Annotated in this window: 21 protein-coding genes; 9 read left to right on the top strand and 12 right to left on the bottom strand. The window is 39.0% G+C overall.

Going from position 1 to position 20,507, the window contains the following annotated elements; translation table 11 throughout:
- A partial coding sequence (locus A7967_RS07410; RefSeq protein ID WP_157756406.1) for an IS66 family transposase occupies window positions 1–304 on the top strand: 304 nt, incomplete at its 5' end.
- Between the two features lie 203 nt (window positions 305–507).
- Here A7967_RS07410 and A7967_RS07405 read toward each other — a convergent pair.
- From A7967_RS07405 to A7967_RS07390, 4 genes are all read right to left on the bottom strand, one after another.
- Window positions 508–870: a hypothetical protein gene (locus A7967_RS07405; protein WP_054203762.1), complete on the bottom strand. Its 363-nt coding sequence runs from the start codon at window positions 868–870 to the stop codon at window positions 508–510.
- Window positions 871–1,176: 306 nt separating this feature from the next.
- Window positions 1,177–1,359, bottom strand: coding sequence for a DUF1289 domain-containing protein (locus A7967_RS07400; protein ID WP_054203761.1), 183 nt, complete (start codon window positions 1,357–1,359; stop codon window positions 1,177–1,179).
- Window positions 1,360–1,529: 170 nt separating this feature from the next.
- Window positions 1,530–2,042 carry a hypothetical protein gene (locus A7967_RS07395; protein ID WP_054203760.1) on the bottom strand — a complete coding sequence of 171 codons (513 nt, stop codon included), beginning with the start codon at window positions 2,040–2,042 and terminating at the stop codon, window positions 1,530–1,532.
- Between the two features lie 223 nt (window positions 2,043–2,265).
- Entirely contained in the window at window positions 2,266–3,012 is a 747-nt protein-coding gene (locus tag A7967_RS07390) for a DUF4097 family beta strand repeat-containing protein (RefSeq protein WP_152960617.1), read from the bottom strand.
- Between the two features lie 397 nt (window positions 3,013–3,409).
- Between A7967_RS07390 and A7967_RS07385 the strand changes: the two genes are divergently transcribed.
- Together A7967_RS07385 and A7967_RS07380 are read left to right on the top strand one after the other, a co-directional pair.
- Entirely contained in the window at window positions 3,410–4,486 is a 1,077-nt protein-coding gene (locus tag A7967_RS07385) for a hypothetical protein (RefSeq protein WP_157601463.1), read from the top strand.
- The gene (locus A7967_RS07380; protein WP_054203757.1) at window positions 4,470–6,257 is read left to right on the top strand and encodes a hypothetical protein; all 1,788 of its coding nucleotides are present in this window, start codon (window positions 4,470–4,472) and stop codon (window positions 6,255–6,257) included. The genes A7967_RS07385 and A7967_RS07380 overlap by 17 nt, the downstream gene beginning before the upstream one ends.
- A gap of 326 nt (window positions 6,258–6,583) precedes the next feature.
- Here A7967_RS07380 and hisIE read toward each other — a convergent pair whose 3' ends face one another.
- From hisIE to hisG, 8 genes are read right to left on the bottom strand one after another with little or no spacing between them, the layout of a single operon-like run.
- Window positions 6,584–7,198: a bifunctional phosphoribosyl-AMP cyclohydrolase/phosphoribosyl-ATP diphosphatase HisIE gene (gene hisIE / locus A7967_RS07375; RefSeq protein ID WP_054203756.1), complete on the bottom strand. Its 615-nt coding sequence runs from the start codon at window positions 7,196–7,198 to the stop codon at window positions 6,584–6,586.
- Window positions 7,189–7,968, bottom strand: coding sequence for an imidazole glycerol phosphate synthase subunit HisF (gene hisF, locus A7967_RS07370; protein ID WP_054203755.1), 780 nt, complete (start codon window positions 7,966–7,968; stop codon window positions 7,189–7,191). Before hisF ends, hisIE begins: the two co-directional genes overlap by 10 nt.
- Window positions 7,950–8,684, bottom strand: a complete 735-nt coding sequence (locus A7967_RS07365; protein WP_054203754.1) for a 1-(5-phosphoribosyl)-5-[(5-phosphoribosylamino)methylideneamino] imidazole-4-carboxamide isomerase — start codon at window positions 8,682–8,684, stop codon at window positions 7,950–7,952. The genes hisF and A7967_RS07365 overlap by 19 nt, the downstream gene beginning before the upstream one ends.
- A 26-nt stretch (window positions 8,685–8,710) precedes the next feature.
- On the bottom strand, window positions 8,711–9,301 hold the full coding sequence (hisH, locus tag A7967_RS07360; protein WP_054203753.1) for an imidazole glycerol phosphate synthase subunit HisH: 591 nt from the start codon (window positions 9,299–9,301) through the stop codon (window positions 8,711–8,713).
- The gene (gene hisB, locus A7967_RS07355) at window positions 9,298–10,359 is read right to left on the bottom strand and encodes a bifunctional histidinol-phosphatase/imidazoleglycerol-phosphate dehydratase HisB (protein WP_054203752.1); all 1,062 of its coding nucleotides are present in this window, start codon (window positions 10,357–10,359) and stop codon (window positions 9,298–9,300) included. Before hisB ends, hisH begins: the two co-directional genes overlap by 4 nt.
- On the bottom strand, window positions 10,356–11,441 hold the full coding sequence (gene hisC, locus A7967_RS07350; protein WP_054203751.1) for a histidinol-phosphate transaminase: 1,086 nt from the start codon (window positions 11,439–11,441) through the stop codon (window positions 10,356–10,358). Before hisC ends, hisB begins: the two co-directional genes overlap by 4 nt.
- Window positions 11,441–12,745, bottom strand: coding sequence for a histidinol dehydrogenase (hisD, locus tag A7967_RS07345; protein ID WP_054203750.1), 1,305 nt, complete (start codon window positions 12,743–12,745; stop codon window positions 11,441–11,443). The genes hisC and hisD overlap by 1 nt, the downstream gene beginning before the upstream one ends.
- A 4-nt stretch (window positions 12,746–12,749) precedes the next feature.
- Window positions 12,750–13,649 (bottom strand): ATP phosphoribosyltransferase, encoded by a 900-nt coding sequence (gene hisG, locus A7967_RS07340; RefSeq protein ID WP_054203749.1) that lies wholly within the window; start codon window positions 13,647–13,649, stop codon window positions 12,750–12,752.
- A gap of 350 nt (window positions 13,650–13,999) precedes the next feature.
- Here hisG and A7967_RS07335 point away from each other — a divergent pair, with 350 nt between their 5' ends.
- From A7967_RS07335 to A7967_RS07310, 6 genes are all read left to right on the top strand, one after another.
- Window positions 14,000–14,230: a hypothetical protein gene (locus A7967_RS07335; protein WP_054203748.1), complete on the top strand. Its 231-nt coding sequence runs from the start codon at window positions 14,000–14,002 to the stop codon at window positions 14,228–14,230.
- A 368-nt stretch (window positions 14,231–14,598) separates the two neighbouring features.
- A complete protein-coding gene (locus tag A7967_RS07330) occupies window positions 14,599–15,252 on the top strand; it encodes a DUF1826 domain-containing protein (RefSeq protein ID WP_054203747.1) in 654 nt (217 codons plus the stop codon).
- 110 nt (window positions 15,253–15,362) lie between these two features.
- The gene (yoaA, locus tag A7967_RS07325) at window positions 15,363–17,270 is read left to right on the top strand and encodes a DNA repair helicase YoaA (RefSeq protein WP_054203746.1); all 1,908 of its coding nucleotides are present in this window, start codon (window positions 15,363–15,365) and stop codon (window positions 17,268–17,270) included.
- Window positions 17,271–17,283: 13 nt separating this feature from the next.
- Window positions 17,284–17,994 (top strand): tRNA (adenosine(37)-N6)-threonylcarbamoyltransferase complex dimerization subunit type 1 TsaB, encoded by a 711-nt coding sequence (gene tsaB, locus A7967_RS07320; protein ID WP_082378997.1) that lies wholly within the window; start codon window positions 17,284–17,286, stop codon window positions 17,992–17,994.
- A 59-nt stretch (window positions 17,995–18,053) separates the two neighbouring features.
- Window positions 18,054–18,386, top strand: coding sequence for a hypothetical protein (locus A7967_RS07315; protein ID WP_054203744.1), 333 nt, complete (start codon window positions 18,054–18,056; stop codon window positions 18,384–18,386).
- Between the two features lie 94 nt (window positions 18,387–18,480).
- Window positions 18,481–20,505 carry an EAL domain-containing protein gene (locus A7967_RS07310; RefSeq protein ID WP_054203743.1) on the top strand — a complete coding sequence of 675 codons (2,025 nt, stop codon included), beginning with the start codon at window positions 18,481–18,483 and terminating at the stop codon, window positions 20,503–20,505.
- Window positions 20,506–20,507 lie beyond the last annotated feature (2 nt).

Below are 20,507 nucleotides of genomic sequence, written 5' to 3'. Positions count from 1 at the left end.
AGCAATTACCTATGCGATAAACCAGTTTGAGAAATTCAGGCGTTACCTCGATGATGGCAGGCTCAGTATTGATAATAACCGAGCAGAGCGAGCCATAAAACCGTTCGTAATAGGGCGGAAAAACTGGCTGTTCTCAAATACCAGTAATGGCGCGCATGCCAGCGCCATACTCTATAGTCTTGTTGAAACCGCAAAGGCAAATGATCTTGTAGTGCATGACTACATATCAACGTGCTTACAGCACCTTGCTGAGCAGCCCGATGACCTTGAACCGCTATTACCTTGGAATATTAAGCAAGGCTAGGTGTCGTTAGCTATACGCTTACGTTGATAACGCAGAAAACTTATTAGATGAAATGAAAATCGTAAAATAAGTAATAGCTAAAATAATCAAAAGGCGCTTACCTTAACCGGAAGCGCCTTTTTTGGTTATTACGTAGGTTGGTAGAGTGTAGCGAAACCGAGCAAACTGTTTTTAGGCCCGCTTGAACTACTTTTTATAAATACTTACTCAAATAGTGCAAAAATTCTTGTATTTGAATGAGATAGATAAGCATACTTTAGTTCTAATAAATGACCAGCTAAATCCATAGAGTTAACATTAGTATTTTCCCATGAGTGTTCATCCGCCCATTCAATGGCAATATTTTTTAATTGCTCATCATCAATTACTGCTAAGTTTTCAGAAAAACTCGTTGGGAGTACCCAAAGGTTGTCGCTTAAAGCAGAAGCTGAACATTTAAAGCAGCCAAGCAAATCTCCAATTTGATCCTTGGTAAAACGACCGCCAGCTAGTAATGAATTTTCAGGTACTTCATCAAAGCTATTTATATCGCCCCCTTCTTTTTCTGCAAAAAATGTAACGTCCACACTCAATCCTTTAGGTATTTATAAAACGCTTTGCTAAGCGGAAAATAATGGTTGGCTATAATCGCGAAGCGATGGCCAACTGTTATTTTTCCGTATAAGCAACTTATGTACAGCCCGACATGGGCAATGACTTATGAGGTGAAAGTCCTCTGTAGGAAGAAAAGGAAAACAGTTTTACTTCCGATGAAACTTAAAATGGGTGTCATTTTAAGTTCAATTTTAAGTTTCATTATCGCTGATATTAGCCAAGCGTTAGATAAAGCTTAAACATATTCAGATTGGCGTTTTGGCTACCAAAAGCGCCTATTACTTATTATCGTGTCGAACCGTTTCTAAAATCGCTTTTTTTTCACTATTAGATAATATAATCCAATCAAAAATCTCTTCGCTGGTGCGCCCACAGCCTGTGCAGTAGCCCTTTAAGCGGTAGCATTTGCCAATGCAGTCGGTTTTTAGCGGGAGGGTGTTTGATTTAATTGGTGAAGTCATAATGTCTTTTTTAAAGTTGCGTGATATTTAAAGGCCAGTTTAAGTGGGCATATACCCACTCCACCTTCAAAGGGACTACCATTATTGCAAAGTAATACCTGAGATTAAGTTCCTGTGAAACGTTGGGTTCAGCATTGTGAGGTGGTATGGGTTTATATATTAAATTGTCGCTATTTGCTTGATATTGGTTTACCAACTTCTAATGAAGTAGACCACGGTGTGGTGCGCGATAAAGTCTTTGCAGTGTGAATTGAAATTACAGGAGTTTTGTCATCCAATACAAAAGTAGTGCGTAATGAGTCTGCTGATTCTTTTTGCTTTTCAAGCCAGTTTTTTTGTACTAAACATTCACGGGTAAAATCGACCGCTTTTTGGTGTAATGCAACGGCGGTTGTTTGCTCTTTAAAATCGCCTTGGCAACGATATGTAACCGTCTGTGCATCAACGGCTGTTATTTGGCAATCCTCACCAACCAGATCGTATTTTGCAGTCCACGTTTCCATGTACTTAGTATTAACACGTGTGCCCTTTAACTCTTCAAAGCGGTTATCATAGGCATTCAATAACCCGTTGATTTTTTCACAGGGAGTAAGATTATCAATAGTTGTTTGTTGTTCGGTGGTTAAACTTGTGCAGCCAGATAAAATTAGGCCAGTTAACAATACTGATAAAGACTTTTTCATAATGCGCTATCCTTTTGTAATAGCTAATCCTTCGAAGTGATGTTAAGGATACCTAAGGGCTTGAAAAAATGCTATGAAAGAGGTGAAAATAAAAGGGCGGTTTGATTTTTTATCAAATGGGTTATTGAGAATTGTTGGGTATATCAGTACTCAGTACTGGAAATTACATGCCCCAGTGCTGAGCACTATCATTACTTAAACAAAGTCATTGCGTAAATAAACGTTAAAGTGTTTGCTTTTGTACATTTTTTATTTTAACACGACCGGAGCCGTCAGCAACTAAAGTGAAGCTTGCTGCTGTATCAACATAAATTCCACCTGATCCATCGGTTACCGACACATCGCCATCCACATTTTCAATATTGATATTGCCAGAGCCATCATGAACCTTTACATCACTAAGGGTATTAGTTAAATCAATACTTCCTGAACCGTCATGTATATCCACCGTGCCGCTGACATTGTTGACAGTAATGCCACCGGATCCATCCTCAATGATTAAGTCACCTTTAATAGTGTCAACATTTATTGCGCCAGAGCCATCATGAATTTTTGTTGCAGCCGTATTCTCAATTAAAATCGCGCCTGAGCCGTCGGTAATATCCAGGCTAAATGTTTTCGGTAATGCCACTGTTAAGTCAATGCGTGTTTGCTGGTCATTATTACTATTACTATTACAATTATTTGCAGTGAGCTGTGCTGTTGTGCCTTTGTTAGCTAAATTAAGGCAGTAATTGTCGTGCGCTTCATATTGGTAAATTTCAGCTTTTACAGTGATTGCAGTTGTATCACTGCCCACTATATTTAAAAAACCTGATCCTGCCTCTACCTTTAATGCCGTTAGCGACTGCGCATCAAGTGTCAGCTGTTTTGTGTTCTGTAATGTCATATCGTTATTCCAAGCAAAAGCTTGAGTTGATACGAGTACGGCACTGATTAGAGTAAGTCGTGTAAATATATTAATCATCATTATTCCCTTTCTATTCTTGTCATGTTTTTAGTTTAGTCGCACAAAGCGCTAGAAAGGTTTAAAGCGAAGTCAATTATTTTTAGTCACTCTTATTTTACCTTTAAATCTGGTAATTAGAATTTAACTGATATTTGTAAATGGAAGATGAGCAGGTGCTGAGCAGTTTAAAGGTCTCTCTAGTGCTAGCTTATTTAAATGTGCTTAGCTAAAGCTTTATTTTGAAACTTTCCCGTTGCTTTTTTGGGTAAATTAATTTATAGATAGCTGGATTTTTATACTGTATATACATGTAGGGGAATCATACTGAACAATATAACCGATAGTAAATGTGCAATACTCAGAGCGGCACTTACTCTATAAAGTATATGATTATTGCTAAAATTTTAAGGATGAATCAATGAATTTAATCAAGATGGTATTAATATTACTATGTCTATCCATCTGCAATATCTTTGCAAGTCAACTTCCGAATGATTGTCTGTCTGAAAAAAACTATAAAAGTGGGGACATTTGCCAATTCGAAAATAGGTTGTTTATCGCAAAGCATTGGGTAAAAGGGTTTGATATAGCTAACAGTGCTTGGTTTGAAATACCAGTAGATACCGCAATGGACTGGCAAATTAAAACAGCTTATCAATTTGGCGATGTAGTCATGTTTGAGAAGCACTACTTTGTCGCTACACAGTGGAATATAAATAATTGTCCATTGAATTTAATTACCTGCCCTAAAGGTTCAACACACTATGAAAGCTGGCAAAGCTTTACCTATGGTATACCCAAAAATAATGATGTTAAACTATCATTTAAAACTGTTTATGATCATGATAGTGCAATGCCATATGCTGAAATACCTATCTTAATTGATAATGTTTATGTAGGTACAACTAATGAAAAAGGGTTGCTTAATACAACATTTAAACTTAGCTCTGGCGCTAAAGAGGTAATCATTGCTTATAAGGGCTATGCATTCAAAACGGCTATGGAGCAAGGTCAACACTATGACTATATATTTGAGTTAAATGAATCGAACCTGCATTATGAAGATTCACAACTAATAGGGTTTCCTCAGCATTTAAACGATAGCCAGCCATTGGAACTATATTTTGAGGACTCTTTAGGTCACCAACTCAGGTCTCAGTACCTTGAAAGTGTAATATTGAGCAAACCTGCGAATTATTTACTTGGCACGCACGATGTTACTGAGTATTTTAGTTTGAAAGATAATGTGATTCGTATTAATAAAACAAATGAATTTTACACCAAACTCAAAGAGCTTGATCAGGGGCCGTTGGAAATATGCTTCACAACATCAAATGATTATCACCAGTTTCCGTCACGATGTGTCTCTTTCTTTTACCAATCAGCACAATTAACGTTGAAGATAACTATCCCAGTGAATCTAAGTCAACTTATCAATATTGAAGATATCACACTAGCAGTCACAAACGAAAACAAAGTTGTCATTAAGCCCTGATTCGCAAGGTAATATTGTTATTCCAGAATTGGAACTAGGGTTGTGGCAAGTGAATGGTAAAATAGAACACCCTACAGGGGATTATTATCGAACGTTCGCTCAATTTGAATTAAATGAAAATACAATGGTGAGCTTACGATATTTTTCATATGCGAAAAATGCAACATTATCCGATTATTTTGACGTCTTAATACCGTTGACTAAGAAAATAAATAGTTCAGAAATAAATAACCAATCTTTTTCAGATGCAACTACTCTTGATGATTATCAATTAGCTCAAGATTTATTTTTGAAAAATATTGAAGGTCAAAACATACTGGCTACTGATACTAGCAATAATAAAAATGCAAAAATGATTGGTGTTTTTACTCGATATCAGCTTTGGGATAAAGAATATGAGTTTACCCTTCCGGATGGCGTTGAGTCATTTAATCTAACTTACAGCGTCTCGACAAATATGTGGCAATATTTTGGACATGATGTTTGTTTAGGGCAATGGAATGATTCATGGGAACTATCTTTGCAAAACAATAATGGATCATTTTATTATGCGCAGAAAAGAGGAATATACTCACAACTTTATCTTGGCCCTATTTTAAAACCTAATCCTGATGGTGCTTCTAGGGCTATTATTTCTGAGGTTTTTAATGTTTCACACATTAATCCTAAAAATAGAACGTTCAAAATAAAAGTGGATATAGGAAGGAGTGGAAGTTATGGCTCAAATTGTAGGTGGAGTATGGTCCTTGCTTCTATTAATTACCCGAAAATTAAGTTAGTAAAAGTCAAAAGCATTTCATCAAGTGGTAAGATAAAGTACCCAAGTGAAATAGTGTCAATTCCTAAGTTAGGAAACAAGAATGTATTTAACAGGAGTTATGATTTAACGATCTCTAAAGCAGAAAATACTGTTCTGTCTTCCATTGACGTTTATCTAATGCCACCAGAATCTATTAGCACTCCAATTCTAGTTAATTCTTATGATTTTATGTCTAAAGAAGTTATAAATTTAGGTGGTGATGTATACAGAGTACCAGTAACATTCAAACTAGAAGGGAATAAAAGTAACTTAACAGAAGCACGATTTCGAAATTTTAAATATCAATTTATAGTCAATGGCTTTCATGATAATCAAGAAGTAAATTCTCAGTTATTGTCAGGAGCACATACAGCACTTTGGGCGATGCCTGAAAAAGTTAAACGTTTTGGTTGGACTCGTGACAAAGGCGGAGACGATTGGTCATCAAAAGGAGCTTATGCTTGGCTGGAAAATAACTTCAGTCTTATTACACGAGTAAACGATATATCAGGTGAGCATGGGCGTAACATCGGCCATAAAAGTCATAAATATGGTACAGATATAGACACCTTTCAATTTACGGAGTTGGATAATAAAAGTGGTCAGGAAAACTACAATCGTTTGCAAAGGGCTGTGAGTAATTATTTTGTTGGAAACACAATGGTGTCGGATGAACAAAAGCACTTAGATATAGTTAAAATATGGGTAAGTAATCAAAGGGCTGGCTTAGATGCACTATCAACAGTGTCAGAGGTGCAACGTTTATATTCTGGTTATGGTTCTAAATATGGTGAACTGTCAGCCGGTTGGTTATATAGCCTTATGATAAATGGTAATTTAACTATTGCTACAAAGGTACTCGAAACTGGCTTAGGGAGCTGGGAACCAAGTAATAAAATGAAGTTTAATAATGTTCATAATAACCATGATCATATTACCTTAGATCCAAAGGCTTTAATTTTAATACCTTAGATAAATTACGCTTTAAACTTAATTATCTAAAACCTACAGAAATTATTATTTATTTGTAGCTAAAGCATGAAAAGTGATTTTTTAATTTCACAACCTCCGGCTTCATTTTATTGATATATAAAGCGGAGCCGAGAGGTTGATCAAATCAAATTTTACGTCAAACTAGTTAAGAGAACAATAAATAATTGAGTCAAAATATGAACTCAGTTAATGCGACTTAAGCATTTAGCAAGTCAATGTATTTGGATTGAGTAAAGAATGCTAATATCTGTGTGTTTTTATCCTTTGTTAAAAACTCATAGCTTAATAAACAACTATAGATAAACTTATTTATGACGGCCTTGTAGGCATTCTACCACGTCTTTCAGCTCAAGGCCTTGACGCTGTAGTAACACGATTAAGTGATACAACAAATCGGCTGATTCATTCGTTAGCTCGTCGTTGTCGTGTTTCATTGCGGCTAGAGCAACTTCTACACCTTCTTCACCGACTTTTTGGCAGCTACGGCTTAAGTCTTTAGCAAAAAGTGACGCTGTGTAGCTTTTTTCAGGGTCGTCGTTTTTACGCTCTACAATCACTTGTTCAAGTTGTGCTAGAAAGCTCAAGCTTGGTTTAGCGGCATCACCAAAACAACTTTGCGTGCCTAAATGACAGGTTGGGCCAAGTGGGTTGGCGAGCACTAATATTGAATCGTAATCGCAATCTGTATGGACCGACACTACTTCTAAGTAATTCTCAGAGGTTTCACCCTTCGTCCATAAACGGTTTTTTGAACGTGAATAAAAGGTCACTTTTTGCTTTTCAAAGGTGACCTCAAGGGACTCTTGATTCATAAACCCTTGCATTAAAATAACCCCAGTACGGGCATCTTGAATTATGGCTGGGATCAGCTCGCTTTTCGCGAAGTCGACTTGAGTGAGGTTTTCTTTAGTTAGTTGCATAAACGCGCCGCCACTTGGTTATCTGTTAAATACTGTTTTAATTCGCCAATGTTGATCACGTTTTTGTGAAAAACACTCGCAGCGAGTGCGCCATCTACTTGGCTTTGTTTAAATACATCAACAAAATCTTGCATGCTGCCCGCGCCGCCAGAGGCAATCAGTGGAATATCACACAAAGCGCGCATTTTAGATAGTTGCTCGTTATCGTAGCCGTTACGCACGCCATCTTGGTTCATGCAGTTGAGTACAATTTCGCCTGCGCCTAAGTCCTGCACGCGTTTAACCCATTCCTGCGTTTTGTAGCGTGTACGGCTTGATGCATTGGGATCGCCAGTTAGCTGATACACTAAATACTCGCCAGTTACGTCATCATAAAAGCTATCAATACCGACGACCACACATTGCTTACCAAACTCATCATGTAACTCTTTGATAAGTTCAGGGCGTGCTATAGCAGGGCTGTTGATACTGATTTTATCTGCGCCGCGCTCTAGCACGCGTGCAGCATCGGCGACCGATTTAATACCACCGGCTACACAAAATGGAATGTCGATATGACGGGCAATGCTTTCGACCCAATTTACATCGAGTAGGCGTTTTTCAACACTTGCGCTAATTTCATAAAATACGAGTTCGTCAGCACCGGCTTCGCTATACGCTTTAGCCATTGTTAATATATCACCAACGACTTCGTGACCTTTAAATTTAACGCCTTTAACGACTTGGCCGTCTTTAACGTCTAAACACGGGATTATGCGTTTTGATAACATGCCAACGCCTCCTCAACATTAAATGCGCCATCGAGCAATGACTTACCTAAAATAACACCGCCTACGCCTAGCTCTTTAAGCTTTTTAATGTCATCGAGTGAACTTACGCCGCCAGAAGCTTGTACTTTAATGTCGCTGTTGTGCTTTGCTAAATCTTGGTACAAAGCAAATGAAGGGCCGGTCATAGTGCCGTCCTTGCTGATGTCCGTACACAAAAAATCAATAACGCCAAGTGCAACATAAAAGTCCACTAGCTCAAATAAGCCAAATTCAGATTCACTTAACCAACCGTGAGTGGCAGGGGCCCAGCCGCTGTCTGTTTTATTTACATCAAGGGCGATAACAAAATGCTGTGCGCCAAATTTTTCAATCCAGCCTTTTACTTCATCGCGTTTTTCAACTGCCATAGAGCCAATTACAACTTGGTTGGCACCGGCTTTAAGCCAGTCGCTTACGTCTTGTTCAGTACGAATGCCGCCGCCAACTTGATACGGCACATTTAGTGCTTTAGTGGCTGCTTGAATGTGTTGCCATTGTTTTTTGTCTGGATCCCGTGCGCCTTCTAAATCAACAAGGTGTAATTTACCTGCGCCGCTTTGTGCGTATTCTTGTAAGCGAGCGCCAAGCTCAAACGGGTAAAACTGTGCGGTATCGTATTTACCTTGATATAAGCGCACGATTTGATTTTGTAATACATCTAATGCTGGAATAATCACGTTAAATTCTCTTTATAATTTGTTGACTAAACTTGCCAGTCTAAAAAGTTTTGTAATAAACGGGTGCCGACTTTTGCGCTGCGCTCTGGGTGAAATTGCATACCCGCATAGTTATCGTTGGCAACAATGGCTGAAAAAGTTTGCCCGTATTCGCCGCTTACTAGCGTGGCATCATTCACTGTATGCGCAAAACTGTGTACAAAATACACTTGGTCGTTTATATCAAGGCCTTTAGTTAAGGCATGCCCGCGGTTAACCATAAGATTATTCCAACCCATGTGTGGTGAGGTTAAGCTGCCTACATCAAGGGCTTTCACTTGCCCAGGGATTTTACCCAAGCACTGCACATTACCTTCTTCAGTGCTCTCACAGAGTAATTGCATGCCTAAACAAATCCCCATCAATGGGCGTTGGTAGTCGTTAATAGCTTCTTGCCAACCACCTTCAATAAGGCGTTTCATAGCAACTGACGCATGACCAACACCGGGTAAAATAGCGCGTTCAAAGTTTTTAAGCTGCTCAGGGGATGTGATCACCTCGGGTGTTTGGCCAAGGCGTTCAAACGCAAAGCGTACCGAGTTTATATTGGCACAACCGGTATTAATTATGGCAATCATAAGCATCCTTTAGAGCTGGCAGTTTGTTGACTGGCGTCGGCCGCAACAGCCATGCGCAAGGCACGAGAGAATGCTTTAAATAAACCTTCCACTTGGTGATGACAGTTACCGTCGCTTACTGACAATATTAAGCTAATTGCAGCATTGTCACTTAAGCTTTTGAAAAAGTGCTCAACCATTTGTACGTCTAAATCACCGGCTTTTTCACGGCTAAAGTTCGCGTTTAAAACAAAAGACGCACGCCCTGATAAATCAATTTGTGCCTCTGCTTTGCATTCATCCATAGGCAGGGCAAAACCATAGCGGGCAATTTGCGATTTAGTGCCAAGCGCTTGTTTAAGTGCCAAACCTAGCGCGATGCCAATATCTTCAACTAAGTGATGCTCGTCGATGTGTAAATCACCACTGGCTTGAATATCAAGGCCAATATTGGCGTGCGTGCGAATTTGGTCAAGCATGTGATCAAAAAAGCCAAGGCCGGTGCTGATCTCACCATTTTTGTTTTGATCTAAATTGATTTTTACATCAACTTGCGTCTCTTTGGTGTTACGAGTAATACGGCCTTTACGATCTGCTGTCGTCAGCTTGGTAACAATCGCGTTCCAATCACCGTCGTACAAAATACCTTCGCAACATAAGTTTTGCGCAAGGCCAATATCAGTTTGACGGTCGCCAATCACAAATGAACGGCCTAAATCAACTTTGCCTGAACGCATAAGCTGTGTTAACAAGCCTGTTTTAGGTTTACGGCAATCACAGTTTTGCTCATCAAAGTGAGGGCAAATTAATACCTCGTCAAATTTAATGCCTTGGCTAGACAAAATATCCATCATTTTATCTTGGGCAATATCAAAGTCAGCTGTTGGAAAGCTGTCAGTGCCTAAACCATCTTGGTTCGACACCATTACTAAACGGTAACCCGCACCTTGCAACTGCAATAGGGCAGGGATCACATTGGGTAAAAACTCTAATTTTTCTAGGCTGTCTACTTGCTTGTCGGTAATTGGCTCGGCAATGATAGTGCCGTCACGGTCGATAAATAAATAAGGGTTGCTCATGATACTTCCTGCTCTTTTAGCGTGGCTGATTGGCTAAGCCCATCTAACCAACTTTTTACTTGTTCTAATTCTTGTTCACTACCGATTGAAATGCGCAGCCAGTCGTTTTCGCCGTACAAAGTAAATGAACGCATTACTAGGCCTTGCTCAAGGGCAATATTAAAGCTGTTTTTGTTAGCTAGTTTTAGCGTTACAAAGTTACCTTCGCCGCTTAATACTTTTAATACAGCAGGGGATGCTTCTAACCACTGCTTTAGTTTTATTTTGAGCGCATTTAGAATACTTACTTGGCGACGCATTGAAGTAATTGCATCTGGGCTTAGAGCACTCGCAGCAATGCTTGCGACGACCGTTGATACCGGATACGGCGCAATGACTTTGCGAATAGGTGCTAGTACTGACTCTTGTGCAAGGGTAAAGCCTGTTCGCAGGCCAGCTAACGCAAAGGCTTTAGAAAGTGTACGCAATACAACCACGTTGGCAAATTCATTAATAAGGCTGCTTGCGGTTTGCTCTGGGCAAAACTCAATATAGGCTTCATCAATAATAACCAATGCTTTATTTGCAAGTGCTGTGGCAATAGCTTTGATTTTATCAAGCGGCGTTATGCTGCCTGTTGGGTTATTGGGGTTACAAATAAACACTAGTTTACTGTTACCAACAGCTGTGATTATTTCATCAACTGAGCCTTCTAATAGCAGTGCTTGGCTTAATCCATTAATCGCGACATTATGGGTATCGGCGGTTACTTTATACATACCATAAGTTGGTAAAAATAAAGCAACTGAATCTGTCGCTGGTTGGCAATAAGTGCGAACCAGCAACTCAATGCCTTCATCTGCTCCACGGGTCATTAATACTTGATCGGCGTTGAGCTTTGCATACTCGCCATAGCGATTGATAACGCTTGTTGGTTGTGGATCTGGATAGCGATTTAAGTCACTAATAGTAATATCAATATTTTTAACATATGGGCTTTCGTTAGCATTTAACCACGTTGTGCCGGTTAGTTTTTCGCTTTTTGCCGAGCTATACGCTGCTAATGCATCGATATTTGCGGGTAATAAAGGGTTACTACTCATTATTCATTGCCTCTATTCATAGCCTCTAAACGCACCTTTACAGCACTTGCGTGGGCATCAAGTCCTTCTGCATCTGCAAGCGGTAATATTGCTTTTGATAAGTTTTTCAAACCATTTTCGGTGATTGTTTGCACCGTATAAGTACGAAAAAAATCAAGCAGATTTAAGCTCGAATACGTTGCACTATAACCGTAAGTCGGTAATACGTGATTAGTACCCGACGCATAATCACCCGCAGACTCTGGGGTGTAATCACCGACAAACACTGAGCCGGCATTTTTAACTTTAGCTAAATATGGATTGGCATCGGCAAGTTGCAAAATTAAGTGCTCAGGGCCGTATTGCGCTGATACATCAAATGCTTGTTCGATAGAATCAACCAAAATAAACGATGAATTTGCTAATGCTTGAGCGGCTATATCACGGCGTGATAATGCTGTAAGTTGGCGTTCAATAGCTTGCTCTGTCTGTGCAATAATTAGCGCGCAATTAGAGAGTAAAATTACTTGTGAATCTGTTCCATGCTCTGCTTGTGAGAGTAAATCAGCGGCAATAAATTCAGGGTTGGCACGTTCGTCTGCAATGACTAATACCTCTGACGGGCCTGCAGGCATATCAATCGCCATGCCAGGAATTGTTTGTGCGACAAGCTGTTTAGCCATAGTGACAAAGCTGTTACCAGGGCCAAAGATCTTATTCACTTTGGGCACTGAGTCTGTACCATAAGCCATGGCGGCGATTGCACCGGCGCCGCCACTTTCTACGATTGTTTTGATACCGCATAGTTTAGCCGCATATAAAATTGCTGGATTTATTGGTAAGTCGCCTTGTACTGGCGTTGTTAAAACCACTGTTTTTGCGCCACTAAGCTGCGCAAGCACACCTTGCATGATCACCGATGAAGGTAATGGCGCACTGCCGCCGGGTACATAAATGCCTACGGCTTCAATGGCTTGATATTTTAGTTCGCATAGCACGCCAGGCTGAGTCGACAATTTAATATCTTTAGGTAACTGTGCTTGGTGAAAACGTTTTACATTAGCGTAGGCAGTATCAATTGCGTATTTAAGCTCACTGCTAAGTTGTTGCTCAGCATCATTAATCTCACTAAGAGGTACTAATAAACGAGGTGTTTCACGGTTATCATATTGCTTAGCCATGTTTAGTAAGGCTGTATCGCCTTGCTCTTTTACGTTTGCCATAATTGCTTGGCAAATTGCTTCTACTTCCGCACTTGCACTAACCGCTGGGCGCATTAGCGCCGCAGCTTGTGCGTCAGTCGATACCTCATTCCAGCGCAACATTGACTTACTCCATCATTTTTTCAATTGGCATAACGAGGATGGAGTTCGCGCCTAACGCTTTTAATTGCTCCATGGTTTCCCAAAATAATGTTTCGCTGCTTACCATGTGCAGGGCAACGTATTCATCTGAGCCTGCTAGTGCTAATACGGTTGGTTGACCTGAGCCTGGTAAAATATCGCAGATTTCATCCAGCTTATTTTTTGGCGCGTGTAACATGATGTATTTACTTTCTTTAGCTTGTCTCACACCACGTAAGCGAGGCATAAGCTTATTAATAAGCGCTAGTTTGTCAGCATCTTGTAAGTCTTTATTTTGGATAAGGCAGGCGTTTGATTCTAAAATAGTATCGCCTTGCATTAGACCGTTAGCTTCAAGTGTTGCACCAGTAGAGACTAAATCGCAAATTGCATCAGCAAGTCCTGCACGAGGCGCCACTTCTACTGAGCCTGTAAGCATTACTGTGCTGGCATTGATCCCTTCACGCTTTAGGTATTGAGTTAAAATTTCAGGGTAGGTTGTTGCAATACGCTTGCCTTCAAACCAGCTTTTTTCTTGTTTTCCAAGCTCTGAAGGCCATGCAAGTGCAAGGCGGCAATAACCAAAATCAAGTTTTGAAAGTTTAGTTACTTCGCTTGGTACGCCTTGGCGTTCACGTTCTGCTTGCACTTCAACAAGTACGTTTTCGCCAACAATACCTAAATCACATACGCCGTCCATGACTAAACCTGGAATATCGTCATCGCGCACACGCAGTACGTCAATCGGCATATTAGTTGAGTGAGCAATTAAACGTTGCTCACGTAAATTAAGCTTAACACCTAATTGTTTTAGTAAATCTTGGCAATCTTTAGAAAGGCGGCCACCTTTTTGGATGGCGATACGTAGACGGTTGCTGTTACTCATTATTCATTTTCCTTTAATTTAAAAACTAAAAACCCCGAGGGAACCTCAGGGCGAAAATGAATCATTGTATTTTGACTCGCCAGAGGTTCCTTTTAGGAATAACCTCTCAGCGAAAGACCTGACAGGTTATTCCGGTGAATGGTGGTGATGATGTACTGTTGTCAGGTTTAAGCGCATTATAATATTTCCTATAAATCTTCGTTTAATATATGTAAACAAAGAAATTGAATCTGTTAAATAAATTTCACATATAGGAAAACATATTTTTATATAGTGAGGCAAGTTTTTTTTCTACAAATTAAAGAATAAGCTATAACTGTCGATAATAAGAGTAACAAAAGGAGGAACGTATGGACATCATGATCCCTTATTTAGGGCAAATAACTAAATTGCAACTTCAATCAAAAGGCGCGTTTCATATTGCGGGTCTAAAAGAGTCGAACGTGATGGTAGTTGAACGTGAAAAACGTAAAAAACGTGACATAGAACGAAAAGATAAGATTAATAAAAAACAGCTCGAAACGACTCAAAATCAGAAAAAAACAGAAGACGATGAAGCTCACTTAGATACATGGGCATAACCTTTAAGCACTGTAATTTTTACTGTGCTGTGAAAACTGTTGCACTTTACTTGGTTTAATTTTATTCAATATGAAGGGGGAATTGCAATGAGAGGTTTGTGAATTCGTGGATAAGTAAAAATCGAGGACTAAGCAGTAAACTTCTTTTTTGCTGCATTATCGATTTTCTATGAGGCATCAGCATCGTAATACAGTTAACTACAAACTAAATACAAAGTACAAAGCAGTAAATTTAATCTTCTGGAAGGCGCAGCCTTGATAAGAAACTCCGTTGTTTAATAAATAATTATATTCGTATTAAAGGCTTGCCAAAATACCTAAAAATGTTAATTTGATATAATATCACATATCATTATGGTTTTAGTTCTATGCATGCGTTACTTTCACAAGAACAAACAGTTTCACCTGTTTATTCTATTGATACACAGGCAAATGTTTTATCTCAAATTTATAATTTAAATACTGTACTTGCGTGTTATTGCTGTAAGTCTAGCTGGGCACTTTCGACTGCGGCTAAAAAATATGCACAACATAGTCAGGGAGAATTAATTCGCTATCAAGGTGGAATAAACCCTAAGTTATACACTGAAGTTGAGCAGCTTTTTAATAAGGCAGCACACGGTGATTTAATCTCAGCGCATATAAAGCAAATGTTAAGTATGTTTGAGGTGTTATTTGAACCAAAAGAGATTGGTATCCGTGTTATTAGTTGTGACCATGCGATTAGCCCTGCTTTTCATAAAAACACAATGATTACCCGTATGGCCTCATCCGTAGGCGGTACCGGTGAACAATGGATTGAACACAGTAATGCAACGTTTTTACCTTTAGTCGACGGGCAACTAACGCACCAAATTAAACCTCCTGAGGATCATGTTATTAATCACTTTTGTGACGGCGACATTGCAATTTACAAAGGGACAAACTGGTTGGCTCAAGAACATAATGCGTTGATCACGTCATCACCAGCATTTATTAACCAAGACCCTCGGATATGTATTTATATTGATTATATTTGTTAGTTTTTAATTAAAGTTAAAAACGGGTTATTTCAAAACCATTGGTTTCTTTTCTTGCTCTGACTCTATGGCTTACGTAAAATCCTGCTATTAGATTTAGTTAAGCGAACGAGATTATCAAAGAGCTTTTTAGTGCAACCGGGCCGTTAGCGTTATCACTTGATGGATATACGCCACGTCAACCACAAATAGATATGGCTGTAGCGGTGAGTGATGCACTTAAAAATCGCTCGCAGCTGGTGGTTGAAGCCGGTACTGGTACTGGTAAAACCTATGCCTACTTAGCCCCAGCCCTTAAATCTAAGGGAAAAACGATTATATCTACCGGGACTAAAGCTCTGCAAGAGCAGCTATATCATCGTGATTTGCCACAATTGGTTAAAGCATTAAGTGCAAGTAAAAAAACAGCTCTGTTAAAAGGGCGCAGTAATTACTTGTGTACTTATCGCCTAAATCAACATGTTGCACATGTGCCTACGGATGATTCTGATGTAATGCATCAGCTAGCTATGGTAGCTAAATTTGCCAGTGAAACACGTACCGGTGACTTAGCTGACTGTATTGGCATTGAAGAAGATGCCAAAGTATTGCCTTACGTAAGCTCCACTGCGGATAACTGTTTAGGTAAAGAATGTCCTGATTTTCAAGATTGCTATATCCGCAAAGCCCGTTTAACCGCAATGGATGCAGATATTGTGGTGGTTAATCATCATTTGTTTTTTGCAGACATGGCAGTTAAAGATACCGGCTTTGCTGAACTTATCCCTACAGCTGACGCGTATATATTTGATGAAGCACACCAATTAAGTGAAATTGCCAGTGACTACTTTGGTGAAAGTATTAGCACCAAAAAGCTGGTGGACTTAATTAATGATTTACGTGCAATTTACCGTTCCGACATTCCAGATATGCTGCAGTTAGGTAAAACACTTAATAAACTTGAAACCAGCGTGGCTGATCTACGTTTACAATTTGGTTTAGACGGTAGCCGAGGCGATTGGCGACAAATGCTGGCAAATAAGGACATATGCGCAGCATTACACAGAGTAATTAGTGATCTCGATTTTTTATATCAAGTACTCAAACATTGTTTAGATCGTAGCGACAAAATAGAGCATCCATTTGAACGCACCTTAGCCTTTAAAGGTCAATTAGAACGGGTATTTGATATTAGCCAAACGGGTAATAGTTATTGGTATGAAACAACGCGTCGATATTTAACGGTACATATAACCCCCCTTAATGTATCCGTTAAATTTGCTAAAATGATGGCCGACACTGGCGCGGGCTTTGTATTTACCTCGGCAACATTATCGGTTGATAATGAGCTTACACACTTTAACGCCAGTCTTGGGTTAAAACCGGCACAGAGTATGATGGTTGATAGCCCGTTTGATTATTATAAGCAGGCTTTATTGTGTTTACCGCGCTATTTACCTGAAACGCATGCTGTAAACATGCCGCATGCAATTGTAAAGCTCACCCTTGATTTAATTAAAGCTGCAAAAGGGCGGTGTTTTGTATTATTCACAAGTTACCGCATGATGCATTTAGTCGCGGAAGGTTTGAGTACGCAGATTGATTATCCCATATATATGCAAGGACAAATGTCAAAACGGATCATACTCGAAAAGTTCACCCGCCACGGCAATGCAGTCCTTTTAGGCACTGCTTCTTTTTGGGAAGGGGTTGATGTTAGAGGCAGCACATTAAGTTGTGTTATTATTGATAAATTACCGTTTGCAGCGCCAGATGATCCATTGTTACAAGCAAAGATGCAAGACGCGCAATTACAAGGCCATGATCCGTTCGCCTATATTCAATTACCTCAGGCTGTTATTGCGCTTAAGCAAGGGGTTGGGCGGCTCATTAGAGATAATAAAGATAAAGGCGTACTTGTCATTTGTGATAACCGTTTAGTGACGCGCCAGTATGGACAAGTTTTTTTGAAAAGCTTACCCCCAATGCGCCGTACTCGAAGCCTTGAAGCTGCAAGCGAATTTTTAGAACAAATTAATTAGAGAAATACATTCCATGAGTAACCAAATGAATGCTACACCAATCAACTTCTTAGCTTTAGATGCATCTACAGAAGCATTATCTTTAGTGCTTAATTACAACGGCCAAACATTTCATCACTTTGAAGAGTGTCCGCAACAGCATAGTCAAAAAATACTCCCTTTAGTTGATGAGTTACTTAGTAAAGCAAATTGCCGTTTAAATGACTTAGATGTCATTGGTTTTGGTCAAGGCCCTGGTAGCTTTACTGGCGTTCGAATTAGTGTCGCCATAGCACAAGGTTTAGCGTATGCGTGTAAGTTGCCATTAGTAGGGGTGTCCACATTACAAATGATGGCACAGCAGACACATCAGCAAACGGGTGATAAGTCTGTATATTGCGCGATAGATGCACGCATGGGAGAGATTTATTTTGCTCATTATATGCTAAATGATGAGAGTCTAATGGTGTTACAAGGTGAAGAGCAAGTGCTGAAACCAGATGCACTAATACTGGACAATCCAGAAGGCGCAGCAGTAGGAACAGGCTGGAAAACATACCCTAACGCCCTTGATAATTATACAAATATAACAATCAATAACGCTATTACACTACCTGATGCAGGGTTTATGGTCGCACATATTGATTATGCATTCGCAAATCACCACACCGTGTCGCCAGCACAAGCTCAACCTAAGTATGTTCGTGACACTGTTACATGGAAAAAGCTACCCGGTCGCGAGTAAGTTGCAACAATGTATATTTTGGCTCATAATTAACCTGATAGTTTAAAAGAGTATCTATTATGGCTTTACCGATTGGTTCTGGTTTTTATACGGGGGATATTCCCGGTAGAATTATCACTAAAAAAAATGTGCCTAATGTATCTACTGATACGTTAAGTAATGCCATTGCCAATCAAAAACCTGCTGAGTTTGTTAAGTCAAGCCCCGCAGGTGTTGACCTTGCCGCTAAGCTGTCTTTACATACCAATAATACTCAAACCCAATATACACAAACAATTTATGATCAACCTTCACCAAAAGTGAGCAGAGCAATTTCTACTTATACTGAATTTGCAAATTTAGATCGTCGCGCCGAGGTGCAAAGTCTCATTGGTGTTGATATTTATGCTTAAATACTGAATTTATAATTTTTCCCATGCAATATTATCACTTGTATATTTCCCTTAATTCGGTATTGTAGAAAAAAAATAAAAAGAATAAACCGTTTTGCTGGCTAAGATATTTAATCAATTTAATCAAAGTGCTGTGAAGCTATCTTCAAACACATTGATCCTTTCATTGCGTGAAAGTTATATCGCTCTTATTCCTTTTTTCATTGTTGCTTCAGTGATCACATTACTCAATCAATGGTTTGATATTGCGGATAAAGGGGGAAGTCATGAATTTTTAAATACGTTCAATACTTTGGTTTGGGCGTTATTTCCATTAATAACACTCTTGTCATTTAGCTATTATTTATCAAAAAATCTAAAACTACACTCAATTGCAAGCCCTGTGCTGGTGATAGTGTGTTTTGCTGCAAGTACAGGATACATCATAGTAAATGAAGCAGGGATACATATAGATAGTAAAGGTGGGGTTCTTTACTCTATTTTAATGCCGATATTTTGTTGTTACATACTGCATTATTTTGCGTCAATAAATGCACTCAAGTTAGTAGGTATAAGCACTATAAGCTTATTCTTAAGGAAGCATTTAAACCTAATATTTCCTTACTTGCTAACAAGTTTGATAACGTTAATTTGTATTCCCTTCATAAGTGATTTTGGCAATAAAATACTCGCATTCCTTATGAATTATCACCAAGATGCAAGTGTGTTTGATAAAGTTAGTTTCCAAATGATTACGGCTCATATGCTATGGTTTTTTGGTGTTCATGGGGATAATACCTATCATATTTTAGCGCCAGCTGCGTACACTGATTATCAAGTTCTTGAAGGCCTGTCGAGTTATAACTTCTTCTCTATTTTTGTGTTACTAGGTGGAACAGGGTGCTTATGGGGATTAATAATTGCCTGTTATTTACTTAAAAATGCAGAGCATGAACGCAGCATCGCTCGTATTTCAGCGCCATTGGCTGTGTTTAATATAAGTGAGGTAATGATTTATGCATTACCTATTGTATTTAACCCTTATTTTTTAATTCCGTTTTTACTTGCCCCTATTGTTAATGGTTTCATTGCATATCAATTGATAGATCATGGACTTATTGTGCTTAGTGCCAGTGAGAATATACCTTGGTTTACACCCGTTTTATTGAGTGGGTGGATGATCACCCATAGTTGGACAGGCATTGCTCTGCAATTAGTGTTAATCGCATTAAATGTAGCCATTTATTATCCCTTTGTACTTGCAAACCAACGTCACAACATCACAGGTAAAGCGCTAGATATGCTTGTAAAACGCTACAGCGCAGGTCATGTTATTGAAGATAAAGCGGAAGAAAGCTTTGCGAAATCACATTCCGAACAGCATATTGAACAATATAGTCTTAAAACAGTCACTGATGCACTCAATAGTGGCGCATTGGCATTGTATTATCAGCCAAAAATGGATCCCTTAAGTCAGCAGATTGTTGGTTTTGAAGCATTATTACGTTTAATAAAAAATGATGGCGAAGTAATGGGCCCTTGGTTTTTGGCTACACTTGAGCAGCATAAACTAATGCATGTAATTGATAGCTTTGTTATTGATCAATTAGAAGTTGATTTAGACAATTTTGCGCGACAGGGTTTTCATCCAAAAATTAGCTTTAATATATCGCCACAAAATTTGCTTGCTGATGGCTATAAACGTGTAGTTAAAGCTTTCTCTCGATTCCCAAATCAGGTTGAAGTCGAGATTTTAGAGTCAAGTTATATTGAAGATTTTGAATCAACAATTGAATTAGTTAAATATTTAAATAAGCATAATATTCAATGTGCAATGGATGATTTTGGTACTGGGTATTCTTGTTTATCTGTTTTATCTAAGCTTAATATCAATACGATAAAACTGGATCGTAGTTTATTACCAATCGATGGCAATATTAAATCAGCCGTACTTTATCAGCATTTAGCTAAGATATGCGATGAGCTGGGCTTTAAAATAGTTGCTGAGGGGGTAGAGAGTAAATTACACGAAGATGTTGTAAAAAAAGCCCATATACAATGTGCACAGGGCTTTTTATATAATAAAGCGTTACCTTATAATGTTGCTGTTGAATTACTCAAAAAACAACATCATAGATAGCC

Origin of the sequence: Pseudoalteromonas neustonica, from assembly GCF_001653135.1 — a bacterium.
Lineage (GTDB): Bacteria > Pseudomonadota > Gammaproteobacteria > Enterobacterales > Alteromonadaceae > Pseudoalteromonas > Pseudoalteromonas neustonica.
This window is presented reverse-complemented; position numbering and strand designations above follow the sequence as displayed.

Bases quoted from the DNA above. Each gene is read 5' to 3' on its own strand.
- A7967_RS07400 (WP_054203761.1), bottom strand. From the start codon at position 1,359: ATGACTTCACCAATTAAATCAAACACCCTCCCGCTAAAAACCGACTGC.
- A7967_RS07395 (WP_054203760.1), bottom strand. From the start codon at position 2,042: ATGAAAAAGTCTTTATCAGTATTGTTAACTGGCCTAATTTTATCTGGC.
- A7967_RS07390 (WP_152960617.1), bottom strand. From the start codon at position 3,012: ATGATGATTAATATATTTACACGACTTACTCTAATCAGTGCCGTACTC.
- A7967_RS07385 (WP_157601463.1), top strand. From the start codon at position 3,410: ATGAATTTAATCAAGATGGTATTAATATTACTATGTCTATCCATCTGC.
- hisIE (WP_054203756.1), bottom strand. From the start codon at position 7,198: ATGCAACTAACTAAAGAAAACCTCACTCAAGTCGACTTCGCGAAAAGC.
- hisF (WP_054203755.1), bottom strand. From the start codon at position 7,968: ATGTTATCAAAACGCATAATCCCGTGTTTAGACGTTAAAGACGGCCAA.
- hisH (WP_054203753.1), bottom strand. From the start codon at position 9,301: ATGATTGCCATAATTAATACCGGTTGTGCCAATATAAACTCGGTACGC.
- hisB (WP_054203752.1), bottom strand. From the start codon at position 10,359: ATGAGCAACCCTTATTTATTTATCGACCGTGACGGCACTATCATTGCC.
- hisC (WP_054203751.1), bottom strand. From the start codon at position 11,441: ATGAGTAGTAACCCTTTATTACCCGCAAATATCGATGCATTAGCAGCG.
- hisD (WP_054203750.1), bottom strand. From the start codon at position 12,745: ATGTTGCGCTGGAATGAGGTATCGACTGACGCACAAGCTGCGGCGCTA.
- hisG (WP_054203749.1), bottom strand. From the start codon at position 13,649: ATGAGTAACAGCAACCGTCTACGTATCGCCATCCAAAAAGGTGGCCGC.
- A7967_RS07335 (WP_054203748.1), top strand. From the start codon at position 14,000: ATGGACATCATGATCCCTTATTTAGGGCAAATAACTAAATTGCAACTT.
- A7967_RS07330 (WP_054203747.1), top strand. From the start codon at position 14,599: ATGCATGCGTTACTTTCACAAGAACAAACAGTTTCACCTGTTTATTCT.
- tsaB (WP_082378997.1), top strand. From the start codon at position 17,284: ATGAGTAACCAAATGAATGCTACACCAATCAACTTCTTAGCTTTAGAT.
- A7967_RS07315 (WP_054203744.1), top strand. From the start codon at position 18,054: ATGGCTTTACCGATTGGTTCTGGTTTTTATACGGGGGATATTCCCGGT.